Source organism: Bacillus sp. AFS077874 (assembly GCF_002566505.1).
In the GTDB taxonomy this organism is placed as follows: domain Bacteria; phylum Bacillota; class Bacilli; order Bacillales; family Bacillaceae_G; genus Gottfriedia.
Genome location: NZ_NUYF01000007.1, coordinates 326,111 through 348,842 on the forward strand (window position 1 = coordinate 326,111; position 22,732 = coordinate 348,842).

Sequence of the window (22,732 nt, forward strand, 5' to 3'; positions counted from 1 at the left end):
TTTCATTCTATAAAGTGCATGTTTTTAATATATAAATTGAATCTAAATAAATCCTTAAAAAAGTAGACTATAGTCTATCATACTATTTTTTATTTAAAGGGTAAAAAGAAATTTTTTTATTATTAAGTGGAAGTAATTGGTTTCATTTCACTTAAATATTTGTATGACATCCTTTCCATTTACTTGTTAAACTATAAGAATTGAGATATAGGAGGAGAGAAATTGAAGTCGTTAGTTAATCGGAAAGAATCGATTTATTTTATATTACTTTTACTTATTAGTATTCCAATTTATTTTTTACTTATTTTAAGTGTTGTTGGTCTTATTATTTTAGGAATTTTAATCGTTTTACCTCTCTTTGCCCATTTAATTTTCACTGCCCACATACGTATGAATGGGGTTAAGATTACTGAAAAACAATTTCCAGAGGTATATTTCAGAACAAGAGAAATTGCAAAGGAAATGGGCTTTTATTTCTTACCAGATGTTTATGTAGTCCAATCTGGAGGACTGTTAAATGCCTTTGCTACGCGTTTCTTTGGACGGAATATGATTGTATTATATTCAGATCTATTCGAAGAGATTGAATCAAATCCAAAAGTAGTTGATTTCGTGATTGCACACGAGCTTGCTCATATTAAACGAAATCATATTCTAAAAAAGGCTTTAATATTGCCTGCAAATTGGGTTCCTTTTTTAGGTTCCGCATATTCACGCGCTTGTGAGTATACAAGTGATCGATTGGCTAGTCATTATATAAATGATTTCGAAGCATCGACTCAAGCACTTACAATGTTAGCCGTTGGTCGCAAATATTATCAACAAATTGATCAGCATGAATATTTATTAAATAGTAGCAATGAAAAAGGCTTTTTAATTTGGTTAAGTGAACGATTAATGTCCCACCCAACTTTACCAAAACGTATTAACGCTTTGCGTCATTTTAATAATGTAGAAAGCGATATTAAATTTAAAACACCAAAACGCGTGTACGGAATTGCTGTAATTGTATTCGGGTTGTCATTCGGGGTTATAGTCGGTGCAGGTTTATTAGTAGAAAAAGCGATTCCACTAGCACAATCATTCGTTGATGGCTATTTATCTGCGGAAACACCATTAACGCAAGCAGTACTTGATAACGATATTGAACAAGTTAAAGAGTTAATTGACGAAGGAGAAGACGTAAATGAATTGAATAGAGATCATGAATCTCCACTTCTTAAAGCATCATATACTGATGGAGAACCTCTAAACTTAGAGATGCTAAAGTTATTACTTGATAATGGAGCAAATCCTACTATAGGAGATGCAGATGATTGGACAATCTTACATGCTGCAGCTTATTTGGGTGACAAGGAAGCAATTGACTTATTACTAAAATACGGAGCAGATATTAACCAACCAGACAATGTTGGAGAAACGCCTATTTTTGATACAATATATGAAGTAGATGATTTAAAAACTTTCCAGTATCTAATTAAAAAAGGTGCAGACTTATCAATAAAGAATGTGGATGGAATGACATTAAAAGAAGTAGCTAAGGAAAATGGAGCAAAGAAAATCTTAGAATGGTTTGATAATCAAGAAACCGAGATTAACCTTTAAGACAATACAAGTATTTTCTTATCAAAAGCATTAGAGTTAGTAAAAAAGCAAAGTTCATTAATCACTGAACTTTGCTTTTTTTAATAGCTTATTACTAATTTATAACTTGATACAATTGAAGAAGAAACTGTCGTATTTCCAACTATTCCCTTGATTTAATTAAATTTAAATTATATTTTTCTACATCATTAAGCTCTCCGCTATATGCTGGATTAGGTTTATACCAAGACTTCGAGGTGAAATAAATCGTCAAGTCACTAGATTTAAATACTAAACCATGCCTAGCATAGATTTCATTTCTGGCTAAACGTAAATCATTAGGAGCTAATTTAATTAGATCTGCATTCGTTAGTTTTCTACTATTACTTTCCGGTAAAACATAATCTTTTGATTGCTTTTCTTCATCAGTAGCTTTTGTTTCCTTAGTAGTTGTTTCTTTAGCAACTTCCTTAGTTTTTGTTTCAGTCGTCTTTTCACTCTTTGTTTCTTTTTTTACATCCTTATCCGCTACTGCCTTTGTAGAAGCATTTTCCGGATGAAAATTACCTTCATTCATTATTTTTGGGTAGACATAAAAAATTGCTGTAGCACCAATTATAAGTACTCCAGCTATCGAGAGTATTAACGAAAAGTATCGTTTATTACTTAAACCATCTTCCTTATTCTTAAGTTTTCTATTTTCTGAACGACTTTCAACATTGTTTTCTGCCTTATTAGCCAAATTCTTTCACTCCTCTAATACAGTTATAAATAAATTAATTAAAATAAATACATCTATCATATTATCTAATCTATTTGCTAAAAATCCAATTCTTTTAATAGAAGTTTAATATGTTATTAACACAATTGAAAAGACCGTTTAAAAAATCCTATATCTACACAAGAAATCCCTAGCTCCACAAACGGAATTAGGGATCTTTCATCACAATATTTATTGGATATTGACGCTAATATATTTACCTCCTCTAGTTCCAACAATTACTTGTTGACCAACTACAACTGGAGACGCCTCAATATTGGCACCTAGATTAATCTTATTGATCATTTTTCCTCTACTACTTATTAAGTACAGGTTCCCAACAGAATCACCTTGAATTAAGTAAGCTTTATTATCCTTTGTATAAACCGCTACTGTAGATGACCACGCATAGTTTGGTAAATCTAAATGCCATTTTTCTTTTCCAGTAACAGTATCATAACTAATTAATAAGCCCCCATTCATCGTTTTATACCTTGAAATATTAAAAATAACCTGCCCTTTTAATGGCCCAGTTCCAACAATTGGAGTCGCTAACAGTCCACCATTAACAGGATGATTACCTTTTATCGAATAACCCGGTATTTTCTTCTCCCAAATTACTTTACCAGTAAGCCCATTTAACTTTTGAATGCGTGCATAGCCTTTAGTTCCTTGTTTATCGATTTCAGAACCTGTGTATAAAAACGGTGTACCATTAGAATTCTCAATGACAATTGACGCATCTGTATCGTCATATGCATCATTTGCCCAAATTGGCCTTTTCTTAATAATATCCAGCGCTTGAATACCACCACCATTATCGGCGAAATATGCAATATTCTTAAATACCGCTACTGAATTTTCAATACCTTGGTATGAATTATTTTTAAGTTTATATCGATATTTTGAAATTACTGGAGAAATTTTTATCTTTTTAGCCTTAGAATCATATTTGGTATTTAGTTTGATAAAGTAAACTAGTCCATTTTCCCCGCCGACTAACATCGCATCATCTTCTCGGTTAAATAACGCGGAGCCATCAAAAGCTCCCCAACCACGAAAAGAATAGGAATCAATTCCTGGAATAAATGCTAATTGAGAGCCATCAATTAGACTATAAATCCTCATACCTATTTTTCCGGTTTGTGGTATACCTTGTCCAACGTATAAAAGAGGATAACCACGTGGATCAAGAGCCACGCTACCCTTAATTGGATTTTGAATATTAATTGGATTTCTTGTTTTCTTCCCTGTTGCTAAGTCTAAAAAGTAAACTCTTCCATCTAAAGATCCATAAACTACTTCTTTAAAATTTGACTTTGTTTTAAATTGAGAATATAAATTCATAATTTTTTGTTCTTGTGGTTTCCATTCAATTACACTAGGTTGGCCAGTCCATCCTGAGCCCCCGCCCCATCCAGATGAAGAAGAAGTTTGAAACGACCAACTCTTAACTAACTTTTGCTTTGAAATAACTGTCGTTCCCATCGAACCGTTATTTCGGAAAGGTCCGCCTCGAAAGCTCAATATCCCATTAATAGTTTGATACTGCTCTGGGAAAGGTTTTGTAAACACTTTTGTACTATTACTGAAACTATACGATAGGTTTTTACTACTTGGGAGTGGATTCAGTTGTAGTGCTTCCCATTTTTTTTGTTGATTTGTCTCAACCTTTTGAAGTGTTGATTGTCCACTACTAGTTTGATTTGTTGCAGCTTTTACTTCATTATTACTTATTAAATTGGTCTCATGTTTAGTGCCTCTATGCTTCAACGATGGTGAACTAAATATACTTGTTAAAAGTATTGCAGCAGAAAAGATTATACCGATCTTTGTCTTCAATAAAGCTCTCTCCCTCATATCTTAGTAGACTATTAATATGAAACTACTAAGATTATATATAATAGGAAGTAAGTAATTTGTCACATTTTGAAATTAACTAGTTATTTTTACTTAAAGATCGTTCGCTTCATTTTGATTCCTACTAATTGTTACTTTAGTATTAATAATATAATTTTCAATCTTTTCTATAAATTCCCACTATTTACACCTTGAGTCCCGTAAAACTTATGATACATTTAAAGAAGAGACTTGATAGATTACCAGCTCAGGAGGGAACATCCTTGATCCAGACTTTGCAAAAAATTATTGGCAATCGAAAATTAAAGGAATATGAAAAAGTTGTTCAAGAGATAAATACAAAGGAGCCATTCTTTGAAAGTCTTCTAGATGAAGATTTGCGTAAATTTACTTATCTATTAAAGCAAAAAATTTCTAATAAAGAAGCTGTTATTCATGAAATTACGATAGATGCTTTTGCACTAGTACGTGAAGCATCAAAACGTGTTTTAGGGATGCGCCATTATGATGTTCAATTAATTGGGGGACTTGCATTACTAGATGGAAATATCGCTGAAATGCAAACTGGGGAAGGAAAAACATTGGTTTCTTCATTACCTGCCTATACTCGTGCGCTTGAGGGAAAGGGCGTACATATTATTACCATAAACGAATATTTGGCCCGACGCGATGCGGATCAAATTGGGCAAATCCACGAATTTTTAGGTCTTACAGTTGGTTTAAACATTCCCAATTTACCTTTGGAGGCTAAAAAAGCTGCATACAATGCAGATATTACTTATGGAATCGGAACAGAATTTGGTTTTGATTATTTACGAGATAATATGGTTACTTCTTTCGTTGAACAAGTTCAACGCCCATATCATTATGCAATTATTGATGAAGTTGACTCAATATTAATAGATGAAGCAAAAACACCACTAATTATTGCAGGAAAAAAAACCGCACAATCACACTTATATTCGCTTTGTGCACGCTTTATTCGCACGTTTATAAACGGTAGGGATTATTTTTTAGATCAAGAAACTAAGGCAATTACTTTAACCGAAGAAGGTATATCAAAGATTGAAAAAGCCTTTATGGTAGAAAATTTATATGACCTAGAACATACAACGCTTTGCCACTATGTTCATAACGCATTGCGAGCCGATTTAATATTTCAACGCGATGTTGATTATATAATTCACGAAGGCGAGATTAGACTAATTGACTTATTTACTGGCCGAATGATGGAAGGACGCTCATTAAGTAACGGTCTCCATCAAGCAATCGAGGCAAAAGAAGGGTTAAAAACAACTGAAGAAAATCATACCGTTGCATCTGTAACAATACAAAATTATTTCCGTATGTACCCAATTCTTTCTGGCATGACTGGAACTGCAAAAACGGAAGAAAAAGAACTCCTACATGTTTATAACATGGAAGTTTATCGAATTCCTACTAATAAACCGGTAATTCGTATTAACCACGAGGATATTGTGTTTGAAAAAACAGAAGAAAAACTCAGGGCAGTTCTGGCTGATGTAAAATTACGACATGAAAAGGGACAACCAATTCTAATTGGAACAACCTCCATTCGTCAATCTGAAGTACTCGCAGAATTATTAGAGAAAGAATCGATAAAGTTTCAGCTCCTTAATGCAAAAAATGTTGAAGAAGAGGCACAGATGATTGCCCAAGCTGGTCAAATAGGTATGATTACCATTTCAACCAATATGGCGGGTCGAGGAACTGATATCATATTAGCTGATGGTGTATCAGATTTAGGAGGTCTTCATGTAATTGGAACCGAACGTCATGAAAGTGAGCGTATTGATTTACAATTAAAAGGGCGTGCAGGGAGACAAGGGGACACTGGTTCATCTCAATTCTATCTGTCATTAGAAGATGAATTATTTGTAAAATATAATACAGAAAAGCTAGAGAAATTATATAAGAATCTACAGGCTGATCAATTTGGTAGAGTACTAAATTCTACGATTCAAGACTTTGTTTCATCTACACAAAAGCTCTGTGAAGGAAATCAATCTTTAATTCGTGAATGGCAGCTTAAATTAGATGGTGTTGCAAATGAACATCGCCGTATTATTTATAAATTAAGAAATAACTTTATACAAAATGAAACTGGTTTAGACTGGTTTATTGATCAAGCTGAAGAAACTATTGATCACTTATTAATGCAATTCTATCCTAAAGACAGTACACCTGAAGATTGGGATCTACTTGAAGGTAAAACAGCACTTGAACAACTTATACCACCACTTCGAATAGATATTGAACATTTTAATACTGAACAAGAGATTTGGCATAACGTAAAAGAAGCTTTTTCAGTATATAAAGATGTATTAAACGGTATGGTGGAAGAGAAAAAAGTAAAACTTATTAGTGTTTTAAAAAGCACGGCATTAAGTACTATAGATTTATATTGGACTGAACATTTAGAGCATTTACAACAATTGATTGAAGGGATACACTTAAGACAGTATCAACAAGAAGAGCCAATTCGACTATATGAATTTGATGGATTTACTCTGTTTGAACATACTTATAACTCAATACAACAAGAAATATCAGCAAGTCTTGCTTCAACATTCCAAGAATTATCTTGTCCACAGGGGGTAGAAAAACAAAATGTTATCGTCGATTAAGCGTTTATTACAAAAAGGTAAAGATTCAACAGTTTCATCGAGTGATTTATTGCAACAAACATCTACTGATCAAGCAGTTCAAGGTGAAGAAAATGAAGTGGTTGAAATTTTTCCTAAAATTTCATTCCACCCATTAATGCATATTGAGGATGAAAAGCGTTATGTTTATCAATTTTTAAATAACGAGCTTTCTCCTTTAAAACCAAATCAATTATCATTATCTGCAATCGAGCTTGAAACTAATGATGACGGAAGTGCAACTGTTACTGCATTCGTTCGTAACAGTTTAGAAAAATTAGTTCGTTTAGAAGACGCAATTCTATTATTGATTAGTGAAGAAGGAGAACTCTTAGCTAAAAAAGGATTTAGATTGGAAGAGCTTGGCGAAATGCCTCCTTGCAGTAGCCGCCCATGGCGTTTTGTATTTGAACGAGAGTATTTACTAAAAGAGGACTTGCCTGAAGCAGGTTTTGAGTTAGCATTTGATTTATCAAAAACTATCCACCGATTAGATATAGATCCATCATGGGAAGGCCGACTTACTGAAGAACAAATTTCAGAATTAAGCAATCTTGTAAATTCTTTACCTAAATTACGTATAAATGAAGTGAGCTTACATGCTTTACGAGCAAGCTATAATGAAGAAGGAAACTTAGGCGTTAACATTTTAGTTCGAAATGGATCAACACAAGCTGTTAGTCTAGAATTACTACCACTAGAAATGTTAAATGAGAATGGCGAAATAATTGCGAAAGGTTTATTCACACTACCTCCATTAACAATCCAGGCAAATACGAGTAAACCATGGACATTTATCTTCCCTAAAGAACTAGTAGAAATAAATGCGTTCTCACAATGGACAATTAGAATACCTGAACAAGAAGTTATTTAAGGCATAATTAAAGAATAGATCCACAAAGTTTAAAAGCAGGATTTATGATCAATTAAGATCTTAAGGCCTGCTTTTTGTATTTCCTGCCCCTGCTTTCCTAAAATAACTTACCTAAGCCTACCCATCAGAAGAATATCCTTCTATTAATTCCTTAATCATCATTAACTTTTCTTCATCTGATTTTAGCTTATATTCTACTTTCTGACTTAAATACATACTAATAATCTTTGTGGCTTTACTAATTTGTTTATCAAAAATGTAATAAGAAATTGGGAATACCCTCTCTTCTCCATTCCTAAACTGTATTTTTGTTTTTCTTTTTTCTTTTATATATTTATTTATTTGCATAAAATTTAGCCATTTGCAAGATATGTTATTTTGCGAAGATGTAGGAATCATAATAATTGATAATGTGGGATTAATCATAAGAGGAATCTTTTTCATAGTTGGATATTTACTTTTTACGACTTCGAGATGACCTTTAATAGATTGATTATGGTAGAGGGCGGATTCATTCAAGATTGCTTTCATTGGCCGCTTTGAATAGATCACCCCTTTGTTTTTATCAGTTATTTTGGTTAAAAACTCTGGATGATCCGCAGCTTCAATCAGCATTGTTTCATACGATACAACATAATCTAATTTTGACATATGTGCCTCCTTTTTAGGATTTTTTACATATCGATTATATCAAAATTATCTTTCCGTATTTTTGAAACTTCTATGACCGTTTAGCCTGTGTTTTAGTAAACTTTACTTACGTTTAAAAATATAAATAGATAAGATTTCATTTAATTATTTCTGGCAAATTTAAAGTTTTAAATATGAAACTCACATTTCACTCTATTTTTTTTATTCTTAATTGATGTATCCAAATATGATATGTTTTTTAAATTTTTATATAGTTACATCACCGCGGAATACACACAAGGGCATGCCTTTTTAGAAAGGCAGTAAGCATGAAATGTAGTGAAGAACATGTAGATTATCAAGTTATTTCAGGAAAATTGAAGCCAAGTACATTCGAGGAATGCTTAAACCAGTATTCCCGAATGATAAAAGCAACTATGAAGAAGTTACATTTATATAAAAACTTTGATGAATATTATCAAATTGGTCAAATAGCATTGTGGAAGGCTTATCAGCAGTATCAAAATGAGAAAGGGAGCTTTTCAAGTTATGCTTATATTACAGTTAGAGGCTATTTATTAAACGAGCTATCCAAAGCAATTAAATATGATGAGAGAAACGTAGTAGTAGAACAAAACCATGAAGATGTAATATATTGTGACGAAGCATTTTCACTAGATAATTTTATAAGTTTTCTAGATGGGATTTCTCCCTTACAAAAGCAAATTCTAATTAGACGTTTCTACTACAATCATGAGTTTCCACAAATCGCATATTGCCTAAATATGAAAGAATCCAGTGTTCGATCTAGTTATCGTTATGCATTAAAAAGATTAAGAGATTCAAAATAAAACTTTTAAAAATAAAGTGATCTATTTATTGGTTACTTTATTTTTTTAGTTTATCAACTTTAATTACAATTAAATCCAAATTACCCATTACTTTCCTCCTATTTTTATAAATTTCAAAACTATGCCATTTTGAGTGAACTCCGTACATTTTTAAACGTTTTCTTCTATTTTGGCCTAGTCTTGAATATTATTCTAAAATTACTAAATTTCACCAGTCATTTTTTGGTATTTCGACATTTTTTTTTGCAAATGTCGAAATGTATTCTCTTAAAATTTTTCCAATTGTTTCAAATGTAAAAAAACGCCTTGATTTATCTAAAGCTTTTAATATAATTGAAATATTAGCAATATTATTGTTTTTTTTGAAACTACAAATTACTACAAACTATGTATTGGATTCATTATATAATTGTGATATAAATTTTTTAAAAATTGTAATAAATACACCAGAACTCTCTCTAGAAAAAGGCAAACCAGTTGAGAGATTGGGACGCAAAGCCACTGATCTTAGTTGGGAATATAGTTAAAAAGAACTAGTTCTCTGTATTTTTTAACGATTAAACGAGCTAAGATAGCAGGGTTACCTAGGTATTTTATACCTTAATTTTAGGAGGCCATTATCCATGTACAGTCAATTGGAAAAACATTCTGCCGAATTAAACTGGATCGACTTGCTACTAGAGTGCATTGAAGTAGGCATAAGTCCTGATGAAGTGCGATCATTTCTTTACAATTGCGTTAAAGATTCATGTCAAAACTAGGATAACTACTCCCTACTATGATATACTTTTTGTAATAGTCAAAAAGATATGGAGTAGCTTATATGATTGGAGAACGAATTAAAAAACTACGTTTACAACATGGAATGTCACTTACAGAGCTTGCAGAACGTGCTGGTATCGCAAAATCTTACATAAGTTCGATTGAACGAAATCTACAAAGCAATCCTTCAATTCAAGTACTTGAAAAAATTGCTGGCGTCTTCAATACAACGGCAGAAAGCCTCCTGAAAGATGATATTGATCCAACAAAAATTATTGATTCTGAATGGATGGATATCCTTCAAGAAGCAATTAATTCAGGTATACCAAAAGATGAATTATTAAAATTTATTGAGTTTAATAAGTATAAACAAGGTAAATAAACCTTCAAATTAAAATGTTTCCATTTTAATTTGAAGATTTTTTTCCCACAAAAATAAGAAGGGCGCTCTTCAAACGAAGAGTGCCCTTCTTATCATTTATTTACGTAAATCATATTTTAAAGAAATGTTATCGATTTAACCAGCATCTTTACTTGAGCTACCAGATTTATCTTTAGCATAAGTAAGTTTTAACACATGTTTACCTGGTTGAATCGTAAGCTTTTTATTTGTCCAATGGTTATCTGTACCTGATTCACTAACTAGTACACTGCCATCCAATGAAATTGTTAAGATATCTTTATTTAGTTGAGAAAGTACTAAATAATCAAAAGATAAGAAAGCGTTATATGCATTATCTGGTACACTAATTGTTACCTCAGCAGTAGACGAACTATTATTAGTTAGTCCTTTTTACACATAAATTACGAAAATGATTTAACGTAAATACTGTTCATTCTCTATTTTTTTTTCATATTTGAAAGGGAAAATCAGGATTAAGTACTAGGTCTTTAGTAGCCCGTAGGTTTGCGTTCGAATATCAATATGTAGAAATTTGTAGAAACTACAGAGGATAAATATCAGAGGAATAGTCTTTTCGTTCAGATTAAAGATCAAAGAAAAAAACCCCGATTTGTAATNNATTACAAATCGGGGTTTTTTCTCTCGATAAAAATTCACGCTATTGTGTTAATCCCAACTGATCGCGTAGTTCGTTTGAAAGTGCTAAACGATTTTCTTCCGGTACTAAATAATAGTAGATTCCCTTAATCATTTTCCCACTTCCTTCTAGTTGCTGTTGTTCAATACTGTCAGTGGCACCGCGATAGCTTTTCTGAATATCGAACATTTCATCTAAAGTTAAATTAGTTTCTAGGTTTTTACTAATCGAATTTAATATATCCTTATAACTCACTAAACTTTTAATTTTTGTTCCTTTATTAATTACTTCCTGAATAATTTGACGTTGTCTAGCTTCTCGTCCGAAATCACCTTGTGGATCCTCGTAACGCATTCGCGAGAAACTTAATGCCTTTTCACCATTTAAAGACAATAATCCCTTTTTAAAGTGATAACCGTCATTTGTGAAGTCTAGTGTATTCATAACCTCTACTCCACCAATTGCATCTACAATGCCCTTAAATCCCTCCATATTGACCTCTAAATAATAATCAATAGGTATGTTTAAAAATTTCTCCACAGTGTTTACACTCATCTGTATACCACCGAATGCAAATGCATGATTAATCTTATCAGTACGATTTTTCCCTACTATTTCAGTACGAGTATCGCGTGGAATACTAATAATTTTCGTCGTATGTTTTGTAGGATTTACGGTTAAGACCATTAGAGAATCAGAGCGCCCCTGGTCACCTGGACGTTTATCTACTCCTAGTAGTAAAACTGAAAATGGATTATTTTCCTTAACGCTGACGGTTTCGACTCTTTTCTCCGACTTTTCAATTGGGTGATAGATAACGCTTGTCGTTTTCGTGACTTCATGATAAATATAAAATCCAGTAGCCCCAGCTATAACTACCAGGACGATCAAAACAATTCCAATGCGCAACATTATTTTTTTCCAGCTCACGGATATTGCTCCTTTTAGTAAAAATTAAAATTGTTAGACTAGATTAAAGAAAATATGAAAAATATGTTTCAACGTCTTATTAATTTTATTTTTTTTGTTTTAATGTTAAAACATTAAATTCAGGCGGGTTAAATAAACGAAACTTTAGGAACCGAATAAAATTGCTACTTCCAAGACCTGTACTTACATATTGTTTAGTATGTTTGTACTCCCAAAGACCTTTAACGCGGTTTTGTGGGGGAAACAGACCACCCCATTTATACCATCCCTCTGGAACGAATGGTGCTCCTATAAAAGGTAAACGAATTTGTCCTCCATGATAATGCCCAGCAATAATCAAATCGTATTTCCGATCTCTAAACTTCAGACTAGAATCATTTAAAAGACTATCAATTCTCTTATCAACTATAGGATAGTGATTAAGCGCAATTAAGACATCATTCTTTAAATAATTAATACCGGACATCTCTTTCATTAATGTTTTACGGTGCTCAATATACTGTTTGGTTTGTACATATTCAGGTAAGAAGATTCCATTTGTTTGTTTTTCACTTTGAGAGGCGTTCAGGATCGACGTTTCAAAGTCAACGAAGTTAATTGTGGAATTGTTTTTTTTGACTGAATAAACAGATTCCAAGAATTTGACACCACGTTTTTCAATTCCTTTAATGAATTTACTTTTTACTAAAACACCTTTTGAATTTACATAATATGCCTCTGGATCTTCATTTCCAGGTATATAAATCGCATTCTCTTTGTTTTTTATGCCTTCTAATAATTGATAGAAGGGCTTAATATTACTACTTTGGCTTTTAAGAATCATATCCCCAGTAAAAACAATGGCATCATAATCAGTGGAATTAATGGATTTTAACAAGCGACTTTGATTTTTACCAAACTCTTTACTATGCAAGTCTGTAATTTGAAGAATTTTATATTCTTCTAATTCTTTTGGTAAATGGTCTACTACGACATCTTGTTTTGCTATTGTAATTCGGTTATTATCCCAAATTATATAAATTACTAGAGCACAGATAAATAATATGATTAACCTTGCAACCACTTTTGTTAATTTATTTTTCAAAGTAACCGCTCCATTATCCACTTTTTATACAAAGTATTGATAACCCGTTCAAATGAAATTAATAATTGATCGTCTGCTTTAATTCGAAAAAATCAAAGAGCTCCTCAACGCTTTCAGTTACATAGACATTCTTACATTTACTTGCGTCGACTTTACTTTCAAATCCGTAACCATAAGTCACAGCAATAAAATCAATTCCCACTTTCTCTGCACCAATTGCATCATGCATGCTATCACCGATCAATACTACTTTTGATATATCATTTTGACCTATCTCTTTTAAACACATTAAAATCAAATCTGATTTACTAAGCGTATCGGCATCATCGACCCCGCAAATAACATCAAACTGCTTGTTCAAATCAAAATTTTCCAAAATCTCTTTTGCTAGATCATCCCTCTTTAGTGTTGCAACTGCCGTAGTACATTTTTTCTCTTTTAATGAAAATAGTAACTCTTTAATATAGCTATATTGCTTAGCTTCAAATTTACCCTTTTCTTTATATCTAGTTCTATATATTTTTACAGCTTCTCTTGCCTTCTCCTCATTAAAACCGCACTCTCGCATAAATGATTCGGCAGGTGGTGGACCAATAAATCGTCTCTGCTGTTGAACTGTTAATTCGGGTGCCCCCATTAGAATTGCAGTATGATTCGCACCAATCATGATTCCTTCCGCTGTATCTAATAATGTTCCATCTAAGTCAAAAATGATTGTAGAATATTTCATATGCCCTCCGCTTTAATATGCCTTACTATACAAATGAACATCATTATAAATCGTCGATGTTACATAGTGAATTCCCATATGCTTTTCTACACTGGCTAAGTAATTTTTTATTTCTTCATTCTTTTTAACAAGCTCAACCATTTCAATATGATTAATTAATTCTGTTGAATAGTAGTTTTTAGCCTTATTTAAACTGAACCCATCAAATCCCGCAAGATACACATGATCAATAAATAAACGATTTAATAAATTAATAGCCATTAATCCTGCGTTATCTGAAATTAAGGGGTTTTCTAGTAGTAAATCAGCATAATTAACGACTATTGATGAATCGACTTTTAAGTTTGTAATATTAGACGTTGTAATCAAAGTTGTAGTAATTGCTCTATCTTTTATTACTTCTTCCATACTCTTAAATCTCTTACTATTGCTAATAAAAATGGCGTTACAGTTAAAAGCACAAGGTAAAAAATTTACGCTAATAATAAACGGATTCTCTTCGGTTATAAACGTTTTAATATTCGCTAATTCTTTTTCGATTGATTTACCTGGTGCTATAATAAGTACTTTTTTATTACCAATTTGCTTCCTTAATCTCTTCAAACTTTCTGTATCGTCTACCAATTGCATTTGATGATTTATGTATAAATCTTCAATATAAATTTCATCATAGTTATCACGTTTTTTGTTCGGGATTTGCCTCAATATTGTATTGATTGACTTAACAGAAATCGTCTGTTTATTCATTAAATATGATGCATAGTTAGGGTGACAATTATTGATTGCCGCTATGAAATAGGGAACGGAATAACCCCATTTAGGCTCATTAAAAAATCTACCCAAATGTTCATCTACAATTTCCAATAACGGTACTATTTTATATTTTTCATCAATATTTTCATTGATGTACTCGGAAATTAGCTCCGTGCATAAATTTCCAGCACCTCTTCCCATACCAAATACTGATGAATCTATTATTATATTTCTTTTAGTATGCAGCGTTAGCAATTCTTGAGCATTTGAAAAAGATAATTGTAAATTATTATGAGAATGGAATCCGATGTTAATTGTTTTATCAAGATTATGATCTAGTAGGTGGTACATTCTTAGTAAATTATTTTTGTACATAATCCCAAGTGTATCTACTAAGTAAAATGCATATGGTTTTAACTCATTAACTTTTTCGATCAAAGCTAACAGATTTGCATCAGTATAGCTAGTAGTACCAACGGGTTGAATAAACACTTTATACCCTTTTTCAATTAACATTTTTCCATATTCTAATGCTTCAGCAATTTCTTTTTCATTATCATGGAACGTTAATCGAATTCCATCAATTGAAGTACCATCATATACTTTTATCTTATCGTTTGAGATAAATGGCTGATCAATCATAGCTACGTAAATAGTATCTTTATTTTTTGGCTGAATCAGTTCTTTGATGTTTTCAATATCATTGAAAATTGTAGTATCATTATCATAAACCACATCTCTAAGAAATCCACATTCGATAATGTCTATATTAGATTGTGTCAATTTTTCAATTACTTTTTTAACCGTCCTCTTACCAAAGTTCCAATTGTTGATGTATCCACCATCGCGTAAAGTACAATCGAGTAACATTATATTGTTCACTCAAATACCACACTTTCTAAACGATTTTTTATGATATCTCGTACTTTATCTAAATCTTTTGGAGTATCTACGGAAAGAGTCGTCACATTTGCTTCCACAAATTTTATCTTTTGACCATTCTCAATAAATCTAAACTCATCAATGTCTTCGGCTGCTTCCAAAGGTCCTCTTGGTGCCAAATAACAGAACTCCAATGCACTTTTTGTAAAACATTGTACTCCAACGAACTTTTTATAATAGAAATCGTATGTCCCTTTTGGGTAAGGAATTGGGCTTCGAGCTAAATATAATCCATATCCAAAAACATCCGTGGCAACTTTAATCTTTGAAAAATCAACCGCCTCCAAAGGATTTTTTAACTCTGTCATTAAATTTGATACATATAATGAATTCGAATCAACCTCTTTAGGAAGAATCATTCTAATTGCCTCAGTTTCTATTAATGGTTCATCCCCATTTACATTTATATAAAAATCTGCGTCTACTAAAGTGGAAACCTCGTATAGTCGGTCAAGATGTGTTTTATGATTTTCAGAAGTCATAATCGTTTTTATTCCATAGCTTTCACAAACATCTTTAATTCGTAGATCATCTGTTGCTACATATACCTCACTTAGTCCCTCTAATCCTTTTAATCGTTCGTGAACCCACCAAATCATTGGTTTTCCACAAATATCTGCTAATGGCTTGCCTGGGAATCTTGACGAATTATATCTAGCTGGGATTATTCCAATCACTTTCATACAAAATCCTCCTTAAACGGTTCATTATAACGAACATACATGTATAAAAAACTACTTTTTAATTATGTCTAGCAGTTCTAATAGTATTATTATCTTTTTCTAAAACAACATCTAGGTCTACCCTTTCAAAAACTTCAAGCATACCTCCTCTAGTTGCATTAAATATTTTTATATTATGGCAATCCGCATATTCTTTTGCTATATTATATGCGCTAATCATTTTTTCACTAGTTGAGGTATAGTTAGAATCTACCAAATTATAATCTTTAAAATGATTTATCTTATCTTTTGAATAATTACAATCTACACCAATTAAATAGATTTCATTAAATCCCATATAAACAGCAAGTTGTATTAATGAATAAGTGATTGTATATCCATCATAAATTACTGCATAAGCATCATCGCTAAATTTAGTATGGAATCTTTTGTGTTTCATATTATGATTAAGCAAATCTAAAGGGTAAATATAATAATCATCCGATACATCAAATTGTTTAGAAATTACATTTGCTATGAATTTATAACGAACATCTAAATGATCTATCTTATTTTTATATTTCTTAAACAAATCGGTGAATTGTATTCCATAATAAGTAGGTCTCCAATCGGTTTCTTCAAATGCTAAAAATATTGAGTTCATACTAAAAGTAATTTCATTTTTCAACTTTTCAAGATCGCTATTTAACAAACTTGGGCCAGTTGCTACTATGAAACAGCGTTCACCTTTGTGTATATTCTTAAATTGTTTTAACTTCAAATAAAGACTATTATTGACAAAATTAGTTACCCTAAACCACTTATTAATATTAAAAAAAAGCTGGTTAATACTATGAAAGAATAATAATTGAAACTTTCTAACGGGTTTAATCATGTTAATTATGACTTTGTTACTTTTTATCATTTCTCTTATCATTATTACTACCTCATCATTTAAGTTTCACATAAACTTGAATAATTGTTATCTTCAATATAAATGGGGGAATCTTTTTCTAAAGCACTTTCATACAATTTAAAGAATCCTATAAATTTTCCTAATTGAGCCAAATGATTGTTTTCTGGATATTCTTTTAATTTAAGTAACGTAACTTCCAAATAAAATAGAAACCTATAAATATCCGAGTGGTTGAGTGTATCAACTTTTAATTTTGAATCTGAGTTCATATTTACCATTAAATAGTTTTGAAAATATTTAACAGCCTCTTCCATTTCACATGTAATCATTTTATTCTTAGAATTAAAGATCTTAAAAGCAATCTCAAATAAAATATCATAAAAATCAAAATAACAACTTCTCATATCATGTGTATTCCAATCTATAACATAAGACTTACTTTTATTTTTAAGAATATTTCCTTCCCAAAAATCCCCATGTGAAAATACCCGTAATATGTCTATATTGGAAGAATAAATTTTTAGTTTATTTTTAATCACCCCAAAGAATTCGATGATTATTGCATTTTCTTTTTTAAAATCGGCGGTATCTATTGAATGTTTTTCTATTAATCCCTCAATCAGGTTAATTAATTTCTGTGAATATTGACTTAAATTTATCATGTTAGTATTTGCACTCGAAATTATTTCAGTAATTAAGGGAATAACGTCAACTTTAAAACTATTAAAGTTTTTATATTCTATATTTATTGGTTTGAAATTTATATAACTCTCTCTTATATACCGTGAATTTATATCCCAATTTAAAACTTTGGGTGCTAAACTACAGTTTTGAGCATCAACCTTATTTAAAATATTTTTTTCGATTTCATTTTTTGACATTATTTCTGGAAAAACGGTTGTAACTACTTTCGTTTTAAAATTTATTATTTTATATTCTTCTAGTCTTGTAACTAATAAACTGTGTCCATTGAATTTGGTAGTAATTGTTTTAAATGAATCTTTGTTCTTATTATAATGATATTTGTTGATTAAATATTTGACCGTCAACTGAGCGACTCTTAATATTCTTACTCTAGGTATCAAAAAGTTAATTATTTTACTACTTGTTTTATACTCAAGAAATATCATTGGTTTAGCCTTAAAATAAAAATAATAAATAAGAGATACCAAGCTAATTTCTAAGTTGATATATAAAGAATCACTGATAAAAAGATAAGTCTGATCTATTGAATCTGATGAAAGATTATTTAAAAAATTTTTTATTCTCATCATTAGTACCTTCTTAATTAAAATCGTATTTTCACTCAAAAAAATTAATAAAGTCATTTACAAAGACTTGTTAGAAAGAATAAATATTTAGCTTATCAATTTTTTTATTTTTTTTAAGAACATGAAGTTTTCTTTTTTTAGATAATATAGATTTTTCATTTAATTCTTCTTCAACTAGTGAAAGGTTAGCTTGTCGAATTGCTTCCCCCTGCAGATAGAATTGTTCCACGTCTTGTGATTTATGTTCAGCTAACATTTTCCTTTTAAGATCACGCTCATCTCCTGAAATATCAATTTTTATTTCCTCAAAGCTAACTAGCTCTGAATCCGGAAACCTAACATTACTAGATCCTAACGGCTGAATTTCATAGTATTCAGTCCATTCAAAAACATTAGTGTATTCCATTTTTTCACATACAGACTTAACAACAAAACTTGTCATATCATGGTCTCTGTGCCCACCCTCAATACAGTGAACATAAATCCGCTTTGGTTTTAAATCCTGGATTAACATAAAAATATCTTCGGACATATTTTCAATATATCTATGTGTGCCTCGATCAGGATACCCTAAGCAAAACATATCCTTTTTTAAAATGTTTATTAGTGATAACCCTTGGACCGCCTCGGAGAATCTAGTATTTGATTTTTCTTTGGATTTGCTTAAACTTAAATTCCAGCTTTCACGGCCATAACCTGTCCCATTTGTAGTAAATATAACTTTAACGCGATCGCCATTTAAACTATGGCGATGTAGCGTAGTTCCTAAACCTAATATCTCATCATCTTGATGGGCTGCAAAAACTAATACGTCGACATCCCCTTTATTTTCATGTGGCATCCTACGGCCTAACATTTTATTTGGATATCGGTATAGACCTCGAATATACTCTATTTGCTTTATTACATGGTCATTTAAAATAAGTTTAAGTATGCCTATAATAATATTTATTAGCATTTTAGGAGCTGCATTTATAGTCATTTTAATTATTGATTCCAATCTGTAACCTCCCTTAATTATAGTACCTACATAAGATTACCGATTCATAAAATAGATACTTTACTTAATAGCCTTACTTAAATTACTGATTGGTCTAACTTTCTTTCAACAGTAGTTAATTTACCTTTATTTATTTTGAACACTATATCACAATTTTCAATTGTGGTTAGTCTATGGGCAATGATTATTAAGGTCTTTTCGCCTTTTAACTTATCAATAGCTGAAATAATTTCTTTTTCAGTTTCATTGTCTAATGCCGATGTAGCTTCATCCATAAAAATAATTTCAGGATTATGGTATAGAGCCCGCGCAATACCGATTCGTTGACGTTGACCGCCAGAAAGTCTTACCCCTCTTTCCCCTACCGCTGTTTCTAATTTATCAGGTAGAGACTCTACGAATTCTTTTAACTGCGCTTGCTCTAGTGCTTTCCAAACAGCTTTCTCGTCAATTTGATCACTTGGTATTCCAAAGGCAATATTCCCTCTTACGGTATCATCCGATAGAAAAATTGATTGAGGTATATATCCAATATTTTTTTGCCATTTAGAACCAAGTTGGTGTATTTCAATTCCATCTACTGAAACGCTCCCCTTTTCAGGACGAAAAAGTCCAAGTATAATATCTACTAATGTCGTTTTCCCAGCACCTGACTCACCTATAAAAGCTATAGATTGGCCAATTGGAATTGTTAAAGAAATATCTTTAATTGAAAGTTCATTTTGATTAGGATATCTAAAGGAGATGCCTTTTAAATCAATGGACTCTTTGAAAATTCTTTCCCCATCATTTGTAGAGTTTACTTTATAATCTTTATTTTCTATTACCTCATAATTAAGGGATTCATCTTTATTCGTAAATAAATCCTCATAAATTACCGATAACGCTGGTTTATTAAATCGAATTGCTGCAATCATAGCAATTACACGGTTAATTGAAGGCATAAGTCTAAATGCTGCCATTGCAAATAGAGCCATTGTCGAAACAATTTTTGATATATTAGTACCTTCGAAAATAATGACAAGCATAATAATAAGAACGATTGATACGATTAACGTTTCAATAAATAGCCTTGGAACCTGATCAAACATCATTATTCCACGTTTAATAACAGCACTTTTTTTACTATATACTGAATACGACTCCACAAAGAAGTTCTCTCTTCCTGATACTTTTACTTCTTTACTTGCCCCTAAACCTTGATTTACCCACTTAATCATCATGCCATTAGCACTTTGTAAACCTTTTCCCATCTGGCTCATTTTTTTACGATAAGCTTTTAAAAATAAATAAACGCTTCCGCTCAATATTACGGATGCAACTATTGTCGCCATTGGACTAGTTACTAATAATAAAACTAATATACAAAAAATTACGAGGAGTTCTGTAACCAACAAAAACCCAGATATAATAATTTGTTGAAATACTTTAGATACTTCTTCATTTACATTTCTTAATAATAATGCGGTATTCCTTTGCAAATGAAATGTATAAGGTTTTTTCAAGTACTCATTAAATAACATCCTTGATAGTTTAATTTGTTGATTCATAATGACTCTATTCTGACAGTATTGAAAAAATAGAATATATGAATTTTTTATTATATAAATAAAAAGTAAAACAAATACTGAAAATATTAAAAAGGAAGTGGTAGATTTAAAACCAATTAAATTATATAAATATTTTAAGATTACTTGTTCTTTTATAATTGTTGGATTTGTTACAATCCCGACAAACGGAACAATTAATCCAATTCCTACTGTTTCGAACATTGCAGATATGATCATCATAAAAAATAAAATTAACAACTTTTTCTTTTCCCTTTTGTTAAAGAGCATTATTAATTTTTTAAAAGTATCGCCCAATTTCCTTCCACAACCTTTTCTGAGAATTTCCTATTAAATACTATTAACTATTCCCAATATTATTTTTCCATTTTAAAAATTCAAAAACAGTTTTATATTCATGAATCTTTTCTATTTCAATCCCCGATTCCTTTAATTCTTTAAGTAAATTAATCCATTCCTTTTGCATATGTAGTTCAGTATCTACATTTTTCCCTAGCAATGTGCTCATATCAACACCTAATACTTTGGAGAGCTTCTCTAGTACTTGGATAGAAGGATTATAGTTAATTTCGCGTTCAATATTACTCAAGTAAGATTTTGAAATATCGGCCTTTTTAGCAAGCTCTGATAATGATAATCCCCTCTTTTTTCGGGTTTCCTGTATGATTTTTCCTATCATATTCTATCCCTCTTTTACCTTACTAAATTCTTTTGAAATTACATTTTTAAGACAATCTATTACTCTGAATTGTTCATCCTCAGTTAAACTTGATCCAGATGGAAGACAAATACCTGTTCTAAACAATTCTTCTGCTATATGCTCATTTTCACTATGAGAATAATATGATGCGTTTTCAAATAAAGGCTGCATGTGAAGCGGTTTCCAAACAGGCCTAGCCTCAACATTTATTTCACCTAATGCCTCAATTAGCAAATTAGGTGATATCCCTGACTCTTTATCCATTGTTAAAACAGTGAGCCAACGATTACTTTTAGTATTTTTTAATTCAGGCATGAAAGATAGGCCCGGGATATTGGAAAGTTCTTTTAAATACCGTTCAAATATAAGTCTTCTCTTTTCTACCCTTTCGTTCAAAACTTGAAGTTGGGCTCTACCGACTCCAGCTAATATATTACTCATTCGATAGTTATATCCCATTTCACTATGTTGATAGAAAGGAGCTGGATCCTTTGCCTGAGTAGCCAAAAAGCGAGTTCTCTGTATGGCCCCAATATCATTTGAAACAAGTGCTCCTCCTCCTGAAGTTGTAATAATTTTATTTCCATTAAAAGAAAAAATACCAAATCTTCCAAAGGTACCACTTGCTTTACCTTTATATGTTGATCCCATGGATTCGGCCGCGTCTTCAATGATTGGAACATCAAATTGATTACAAATTGAAAGTATTTCGTCCATTTTTGCACTTTGACCATATATGTTTACCACTATTACAGCTTTTGGTAACTTATTTTCTAAATGCGCATCTTGAAAAGCTTTTTCAAGTGCTCTCGGAGACATATTCCACGTATCCGGCTCTGAATCTATAAAAACTGGCTCAGCTCCTTGATAAAGAATCGGATTTGCACTTGCTACGAAAGTAAGACTTGAACAAAAAACCTTATCACCTTTCGTTACGCCTAATAAAGAAAGAGCCAGGTGAATTGCTGCCGTTCCTGAACTAACGGCAACTGCTTCACTGGCTCCTACGTATGAGGCAATCTCTTTTTCAAAAGCATCAACATTTGGTCCTAGAGGTGCAATCCAATTCGATTCAAATGCTTGATTAATATAATTTTGCTCTTTTCCACTCATATGTGGAGGAGAAAGATAGATTCTTGATAAAGACAT

At 31.5% G+C, this 22,732-nt stretch carries 21 protein-coding genes and 1 riboswitch; of the genes, 6 read left to right on the top strand and 15 right to left on the bottom strand.

Features of this window, described 5'->3' with window-relative positions; all coding sequences use genetic code 11:
- Positions 1-222 precede the first annotated feature (222 nt).
- A complete protein-coding gene (locus COJ46_RS07630; protein ID WP_097975006.1) occupies positions 223-1,605 on the top strand; it encodes a M48 family metallopeptidase in 1,383 nt (460 codons plus the stop codon).
- 142 nt (positions 1,606-1,747) lie between these two features.
- Here COJ46_RS07630 and COJ46_RS07635 read toward each other — a convergent pair whose 3' ends face one another.
- On the bottom strand, positions 1,748-2,326 hold the full coding sequence (locus tag COJ46_RS07635) for a YARHG domain-containing protein (RefSeq protein ID WP_097975005.1): 579 nt from the start codon (positions 2,324-2,326) through the stop codon (positions 1,748-1,750).
- A 210-nt stretch (positions 2,327-2,536) separates the two neighbouring features.
- On the bottom strand, positions 2,537-4,186 hold the full coding sequence (locus COJ46_RS07640) for a PQQ-binding-like beta-propeller repeat protein (protein WP_097975003.1): 1,650 nt from the start codon (positions 4,184-4,186) through the stop codon (positions 2,537-2,539).
- Between the two features lie 281 nt (positions 4,187-4,467).
- Between COJ46_RS07640 and secA2 the strand changes: the two genes are divergently transcribed.
- Positions 4,468-6,852, top strand: coding sequence for an accessory Sec system translocase SecA2 (secA2, locus tag COJ46_RS07645; RefSeq protein ID WP_097975002.1), 2,385 nt, complete (start codon positions 4,468-4,470; stop codon positions 6,850-6,852).
- On the top strand, positions 6,836-7,744 hold the full coding sequence (locus tag COJ46_RS07650; protein ID WP_097975000.1) for an accessory Sec system S-layer assembly protein: 909 nt from the start codon (positions 6,836-6,838) through the stop codon (positions 7,742-7,744). Before secA2 ends, COJ46_RS07650 begins: the two co-directional genes overlap by 17 nt.
- A gap of 117 nt (positions 7,745-7,861) precedes the next feature.
- Here the strand turns inward: COJ46_RS07650 and COJ46_RS07655 are convergent, their stop codons facing one another.
- A complete protein-coding gene (locus tag COJ46_RS07655) occupies positions 7,862-8,395 on the bottom strand; it encodes a competence protein ComK (RefSeq protein WP_097974998.1) in 534 nt (177 codons plus the stop codon).
- 308 nt (positions 8,396-8,703) lie between these two features.
- Between COJ46_RS07655 and COJ46_RS07660 the strand changes: the two genes are divergently transcribed.
- The 3 genes from COJ46_RS07660 (at position 8,704) to COJ46_RS07665 (ending at position 10,369) form a co-directional block, all read left to right on the top strand.
- Positions 8,704-9,225 carry a sigma-70 family RNA polymerase sigma factor gene (locus tag COJ46_RS07660; protein ID WP_097974997.1) on the top strand — a complete coding sequence of 174 codons (522 nt, stop codon included), beginning with the start codon at positions 8,704-8,706 and terminating at the stop codon, positions 9,223-9,225.
- Positions 9,226-9,682: 457 nt separating this feature from the next.
- A riboswitch (cyclic di-GMP riboswitch) is annotated at positions 9,683-9,813 on the top strand.
- A gap of 35 nt (positions 9,814-9,848) precedes the next feature.
- Entirely contained in the window at positions 9,849-9,986 is a 138-nt protein-coding gene (locus COJ46_RS24430) for an anti-repressor SinI family protein (RefSeq protein ID WP_176522488.1), read from the top strand.
- 62 nt (positions 9,987-10,048) lie between these two features.
- Positions 10,049-10,369 carry a helix-turn-helix domain-containing protein gene (locus COJ46_RS07665; protein WP_025671315.1) on the top strand — a complete coding sequence of 107 codons (321 nt, stop codon included), beginning with the start codon at positions 10,049-10,051 and terminating at the stop codon, positions 10,367-10,369.
- 135 nt (positions 10,370-10,504) lie between these two features.
- Here the strand turns inward: COJ46_RS07665 and COJ46_RS24435 are convergent, their stop codons facing one another.
- The 12 genes from COJ46_RS24435 to COJ46_RS07720 form a co-directional block, all read right to left on the bottom strand.
- Positions 10,505-10,648, bottom strand: coding sequence for a hypothetical protein (locus tag COJ46_RS24435; RefSeq protein WP_176522487.1), 144 nt, complete (start codon positions 10,646-10,648; stop codon positions 10,505-10,507).
- A 400-nt stretch (positions 10,649-11,048) separates the two neighbouring features.
- A complete protein-coding gene (locus COJ46_RS07670; RefSeq protein WP_335448314.1) occupies positions 11,049-11,957 on the bottom strand; it encodes an LCP family glycopolymer transferase in 909 nt (302 codons plus the stop codon).
- Positions 11,958-12,042: 85 nt separating this feature from the next.
- Positions 12,043-13,041, bottom strand: coding sequence for a metallophosphoesterase (locus COJ46_RS07675; protein WP_176522486.1), 999 nt, complete (start codon positions 13,039-13,041; stop codon positions 12,043-12,045).
- Between the two features lie 58 nt (positions 13,042-13,099).
- Positions 13,100-13,771 carry an HAD hydrolase-like protein gene (locus COJ46_RS07680; RefSeq protein ID WP_097974993.1) on the bottom strand — a complete coding sequence of 224 codons (672 nt, stop codon included), beginning with the start codon at positions 13,769-13,771 and terminating at the stop codon, positions 13,100-13,102.
- A 12-nt stretch (positions 13,772-13,783) separates the two neighbouring features.
- Positions 13,784-15,406 (bottom strand): aldolase catalytic domain-containing protein, encoded by a 1,623-nt coding sequence (locus COJ46_RS07685; protein ID WP_141437771.1) that lies wholly within the window; start codon positions 15,404-15,406, stop codon positions 13,784-13,786.
- Positions 15,403-16,149: a 3-deoxy-manno-octulosonate cytidylyltransferase gene (locus COJ46_RS07690; RefSeq protein ID WP_097974989.1), complete on the bottom strand. Its 747-nt coding sequence runs from the start codon at positions 16,147-16,149 to the stop codon at positions 15,403-15,405. Before COJ46_RS07690 ends, COJ46_RS07685 begins: the two co-directional genes overlap by 4 nt.
- Positions 16,150-16,207: 58 nt before the next feature.
- Positions 16,208-17,065, bottom strand: coding sequence for a 6-hydroxymethylpterin diphosphokinase MptE-like protein (locus COJ46_RS07695; RefSeq protein ID WP_286133496.1), 858 nt, complete (start codon positions 17,063-17,065; stop codon positions 16,208-16,210).
- 17 nt (positions 17,066-17,082) lie between these two features.
- Complete coding sequence (locus COJ46_RS07700) at positions 17,083-18,315, bottom strand: protein kinase family protein (protein ID WP_097974987.1); 1,233 nt, start codon at positions 18,313-18,315, stop codon at positions 17,083-17,085.
- A gap of 70 nt (positions 18,316-18,385) precedes the next feature.
- Positions 18,386-19,315 carry a PIG-L deacetylase family protein gene (locus COJ46_RS07705; protein WP_097974986.1) on the bottom strand — a complete coding sequence of 310 codons (930 nt, stop codon included), beginning with the start codon at positions 19,313-19,315 and terminating at the stop codon, positions 18,386-18,388.
- Positions 19,316-19,392: 77 nt separating this feature from the next.
- Positions 19,393-21,123 (bottom strand): ABC transporter ATP-binding protein, encoded by a 1,731-nt coding sequence (locus COJ46_RS07710; protein WP_286133495.1) that lies wholly within the window; start codon positions 21,121-21,123, stop codon positions 19,393-19,395.
- A 100-nt stretch (positions 21,124-21,223) separates the two neighbouring features.
- Positions 21,224-21,562, bottom strand: coding sequence for a helix-turn-helix domain-containing protein (locus COJ46_RS07715; RefSeq protein ID WP_097974982.1), 339 nt, complete (start codon positions 21,560-21,562; stop codon positions 21,224-21,226).
- Positions 21,563-21,565: 3 nt separating this feature from the next.
- Complete coding sequence (locus COJ46_RS07720) at positions 21,566-22,732, bottom strand: DegT/DnrJ/EryC1/StrS family aminotransferase (protein WP_097974981.1); 1,167 nt, start codon at positions 22,730-22,732, stop codon at positions 21,566-21,568.

Excerpts from the sequence above, each read along its gene's own strand:
- COJ46_RS07690 (WP_097974989.1), bottom strand. The coding sequence starts at position 16,149 with ATGAAAGTGATTGGAATAATCCCAGCTAGATATAATTCGTCAAGATTC.
- COJ46_RS07695 (WP_286133496.1), bottom strand. The coding sequence starts at position 17,065 with ATGATAAGAGAAATGATAAAAAGTAACAAAGTCATAATTAACATGATT.
- COJ46_RS07680 (WP_097974993.1), bottom strand. The coding sequence starts at position 13,771 with ATGAAATATTCTACAATCATTTTTGACTTAGATGGAACATTATTAGAT.
- COJ46_RS07700 (WP_097974987.1), bottom strand. The coding sequence starts at position 18,315 with ATGAGAATAAAAAATTTTTTAAATAATCTTTCATCAGATTCAATAGAT.
- COJ46_RS07660 (WP_097974997.1), top strand. The coding sequence starts at position 8,704 with ATGAAATGTAGTGAAGAACATGTAGATTATCAAGTTATTTCAGGAAAA.
- COJ46_RS07720 (WP_097974981.1), bottom strand. The coding sequence starts at position 22,732 with ATGTCTTTATCAAGAATCTATCTTTCTCCTCCACATATGAGTGGAAAA.
- COJ46_RS24430 (WP_176522488.1), top strand. The coding sequence starts at position 9,849 with ATGTACAGTCAATTGGAAAAACATTCTGCCGAATTAAACTGGATCGAC.
- COJ46_RS07655 (WP_097974998.1), bottom strand. The coding sequence starts at position 8,395 with ATGTCAAAATTAGATTATGTTGTATCGTATGAAACAATGCTGATTGAA.
- COJ46_RS07650 (WP_097975000.1), top strand. The coding sequence starts at position 6,836 with ATGTTATCGTCGATTAAGCGTTTATTACAAAAAGGTAAAGATTCAACA.
- COJ46_RS07715 (WP_097974982.1), bottom strand. The coding sequence starts at position 21,562 with ATGATAGGAAAAATCATACAGGAAACCCGAAAAAAGAGGGGATTATCA.
- COJ46_RS07665 (WP_025671315.1), top strand. The coding sequence starts at position 10,049 with ATGATTGGAGAACGAATTAAAAAACTACGTTTACAACATGGAATGTCA.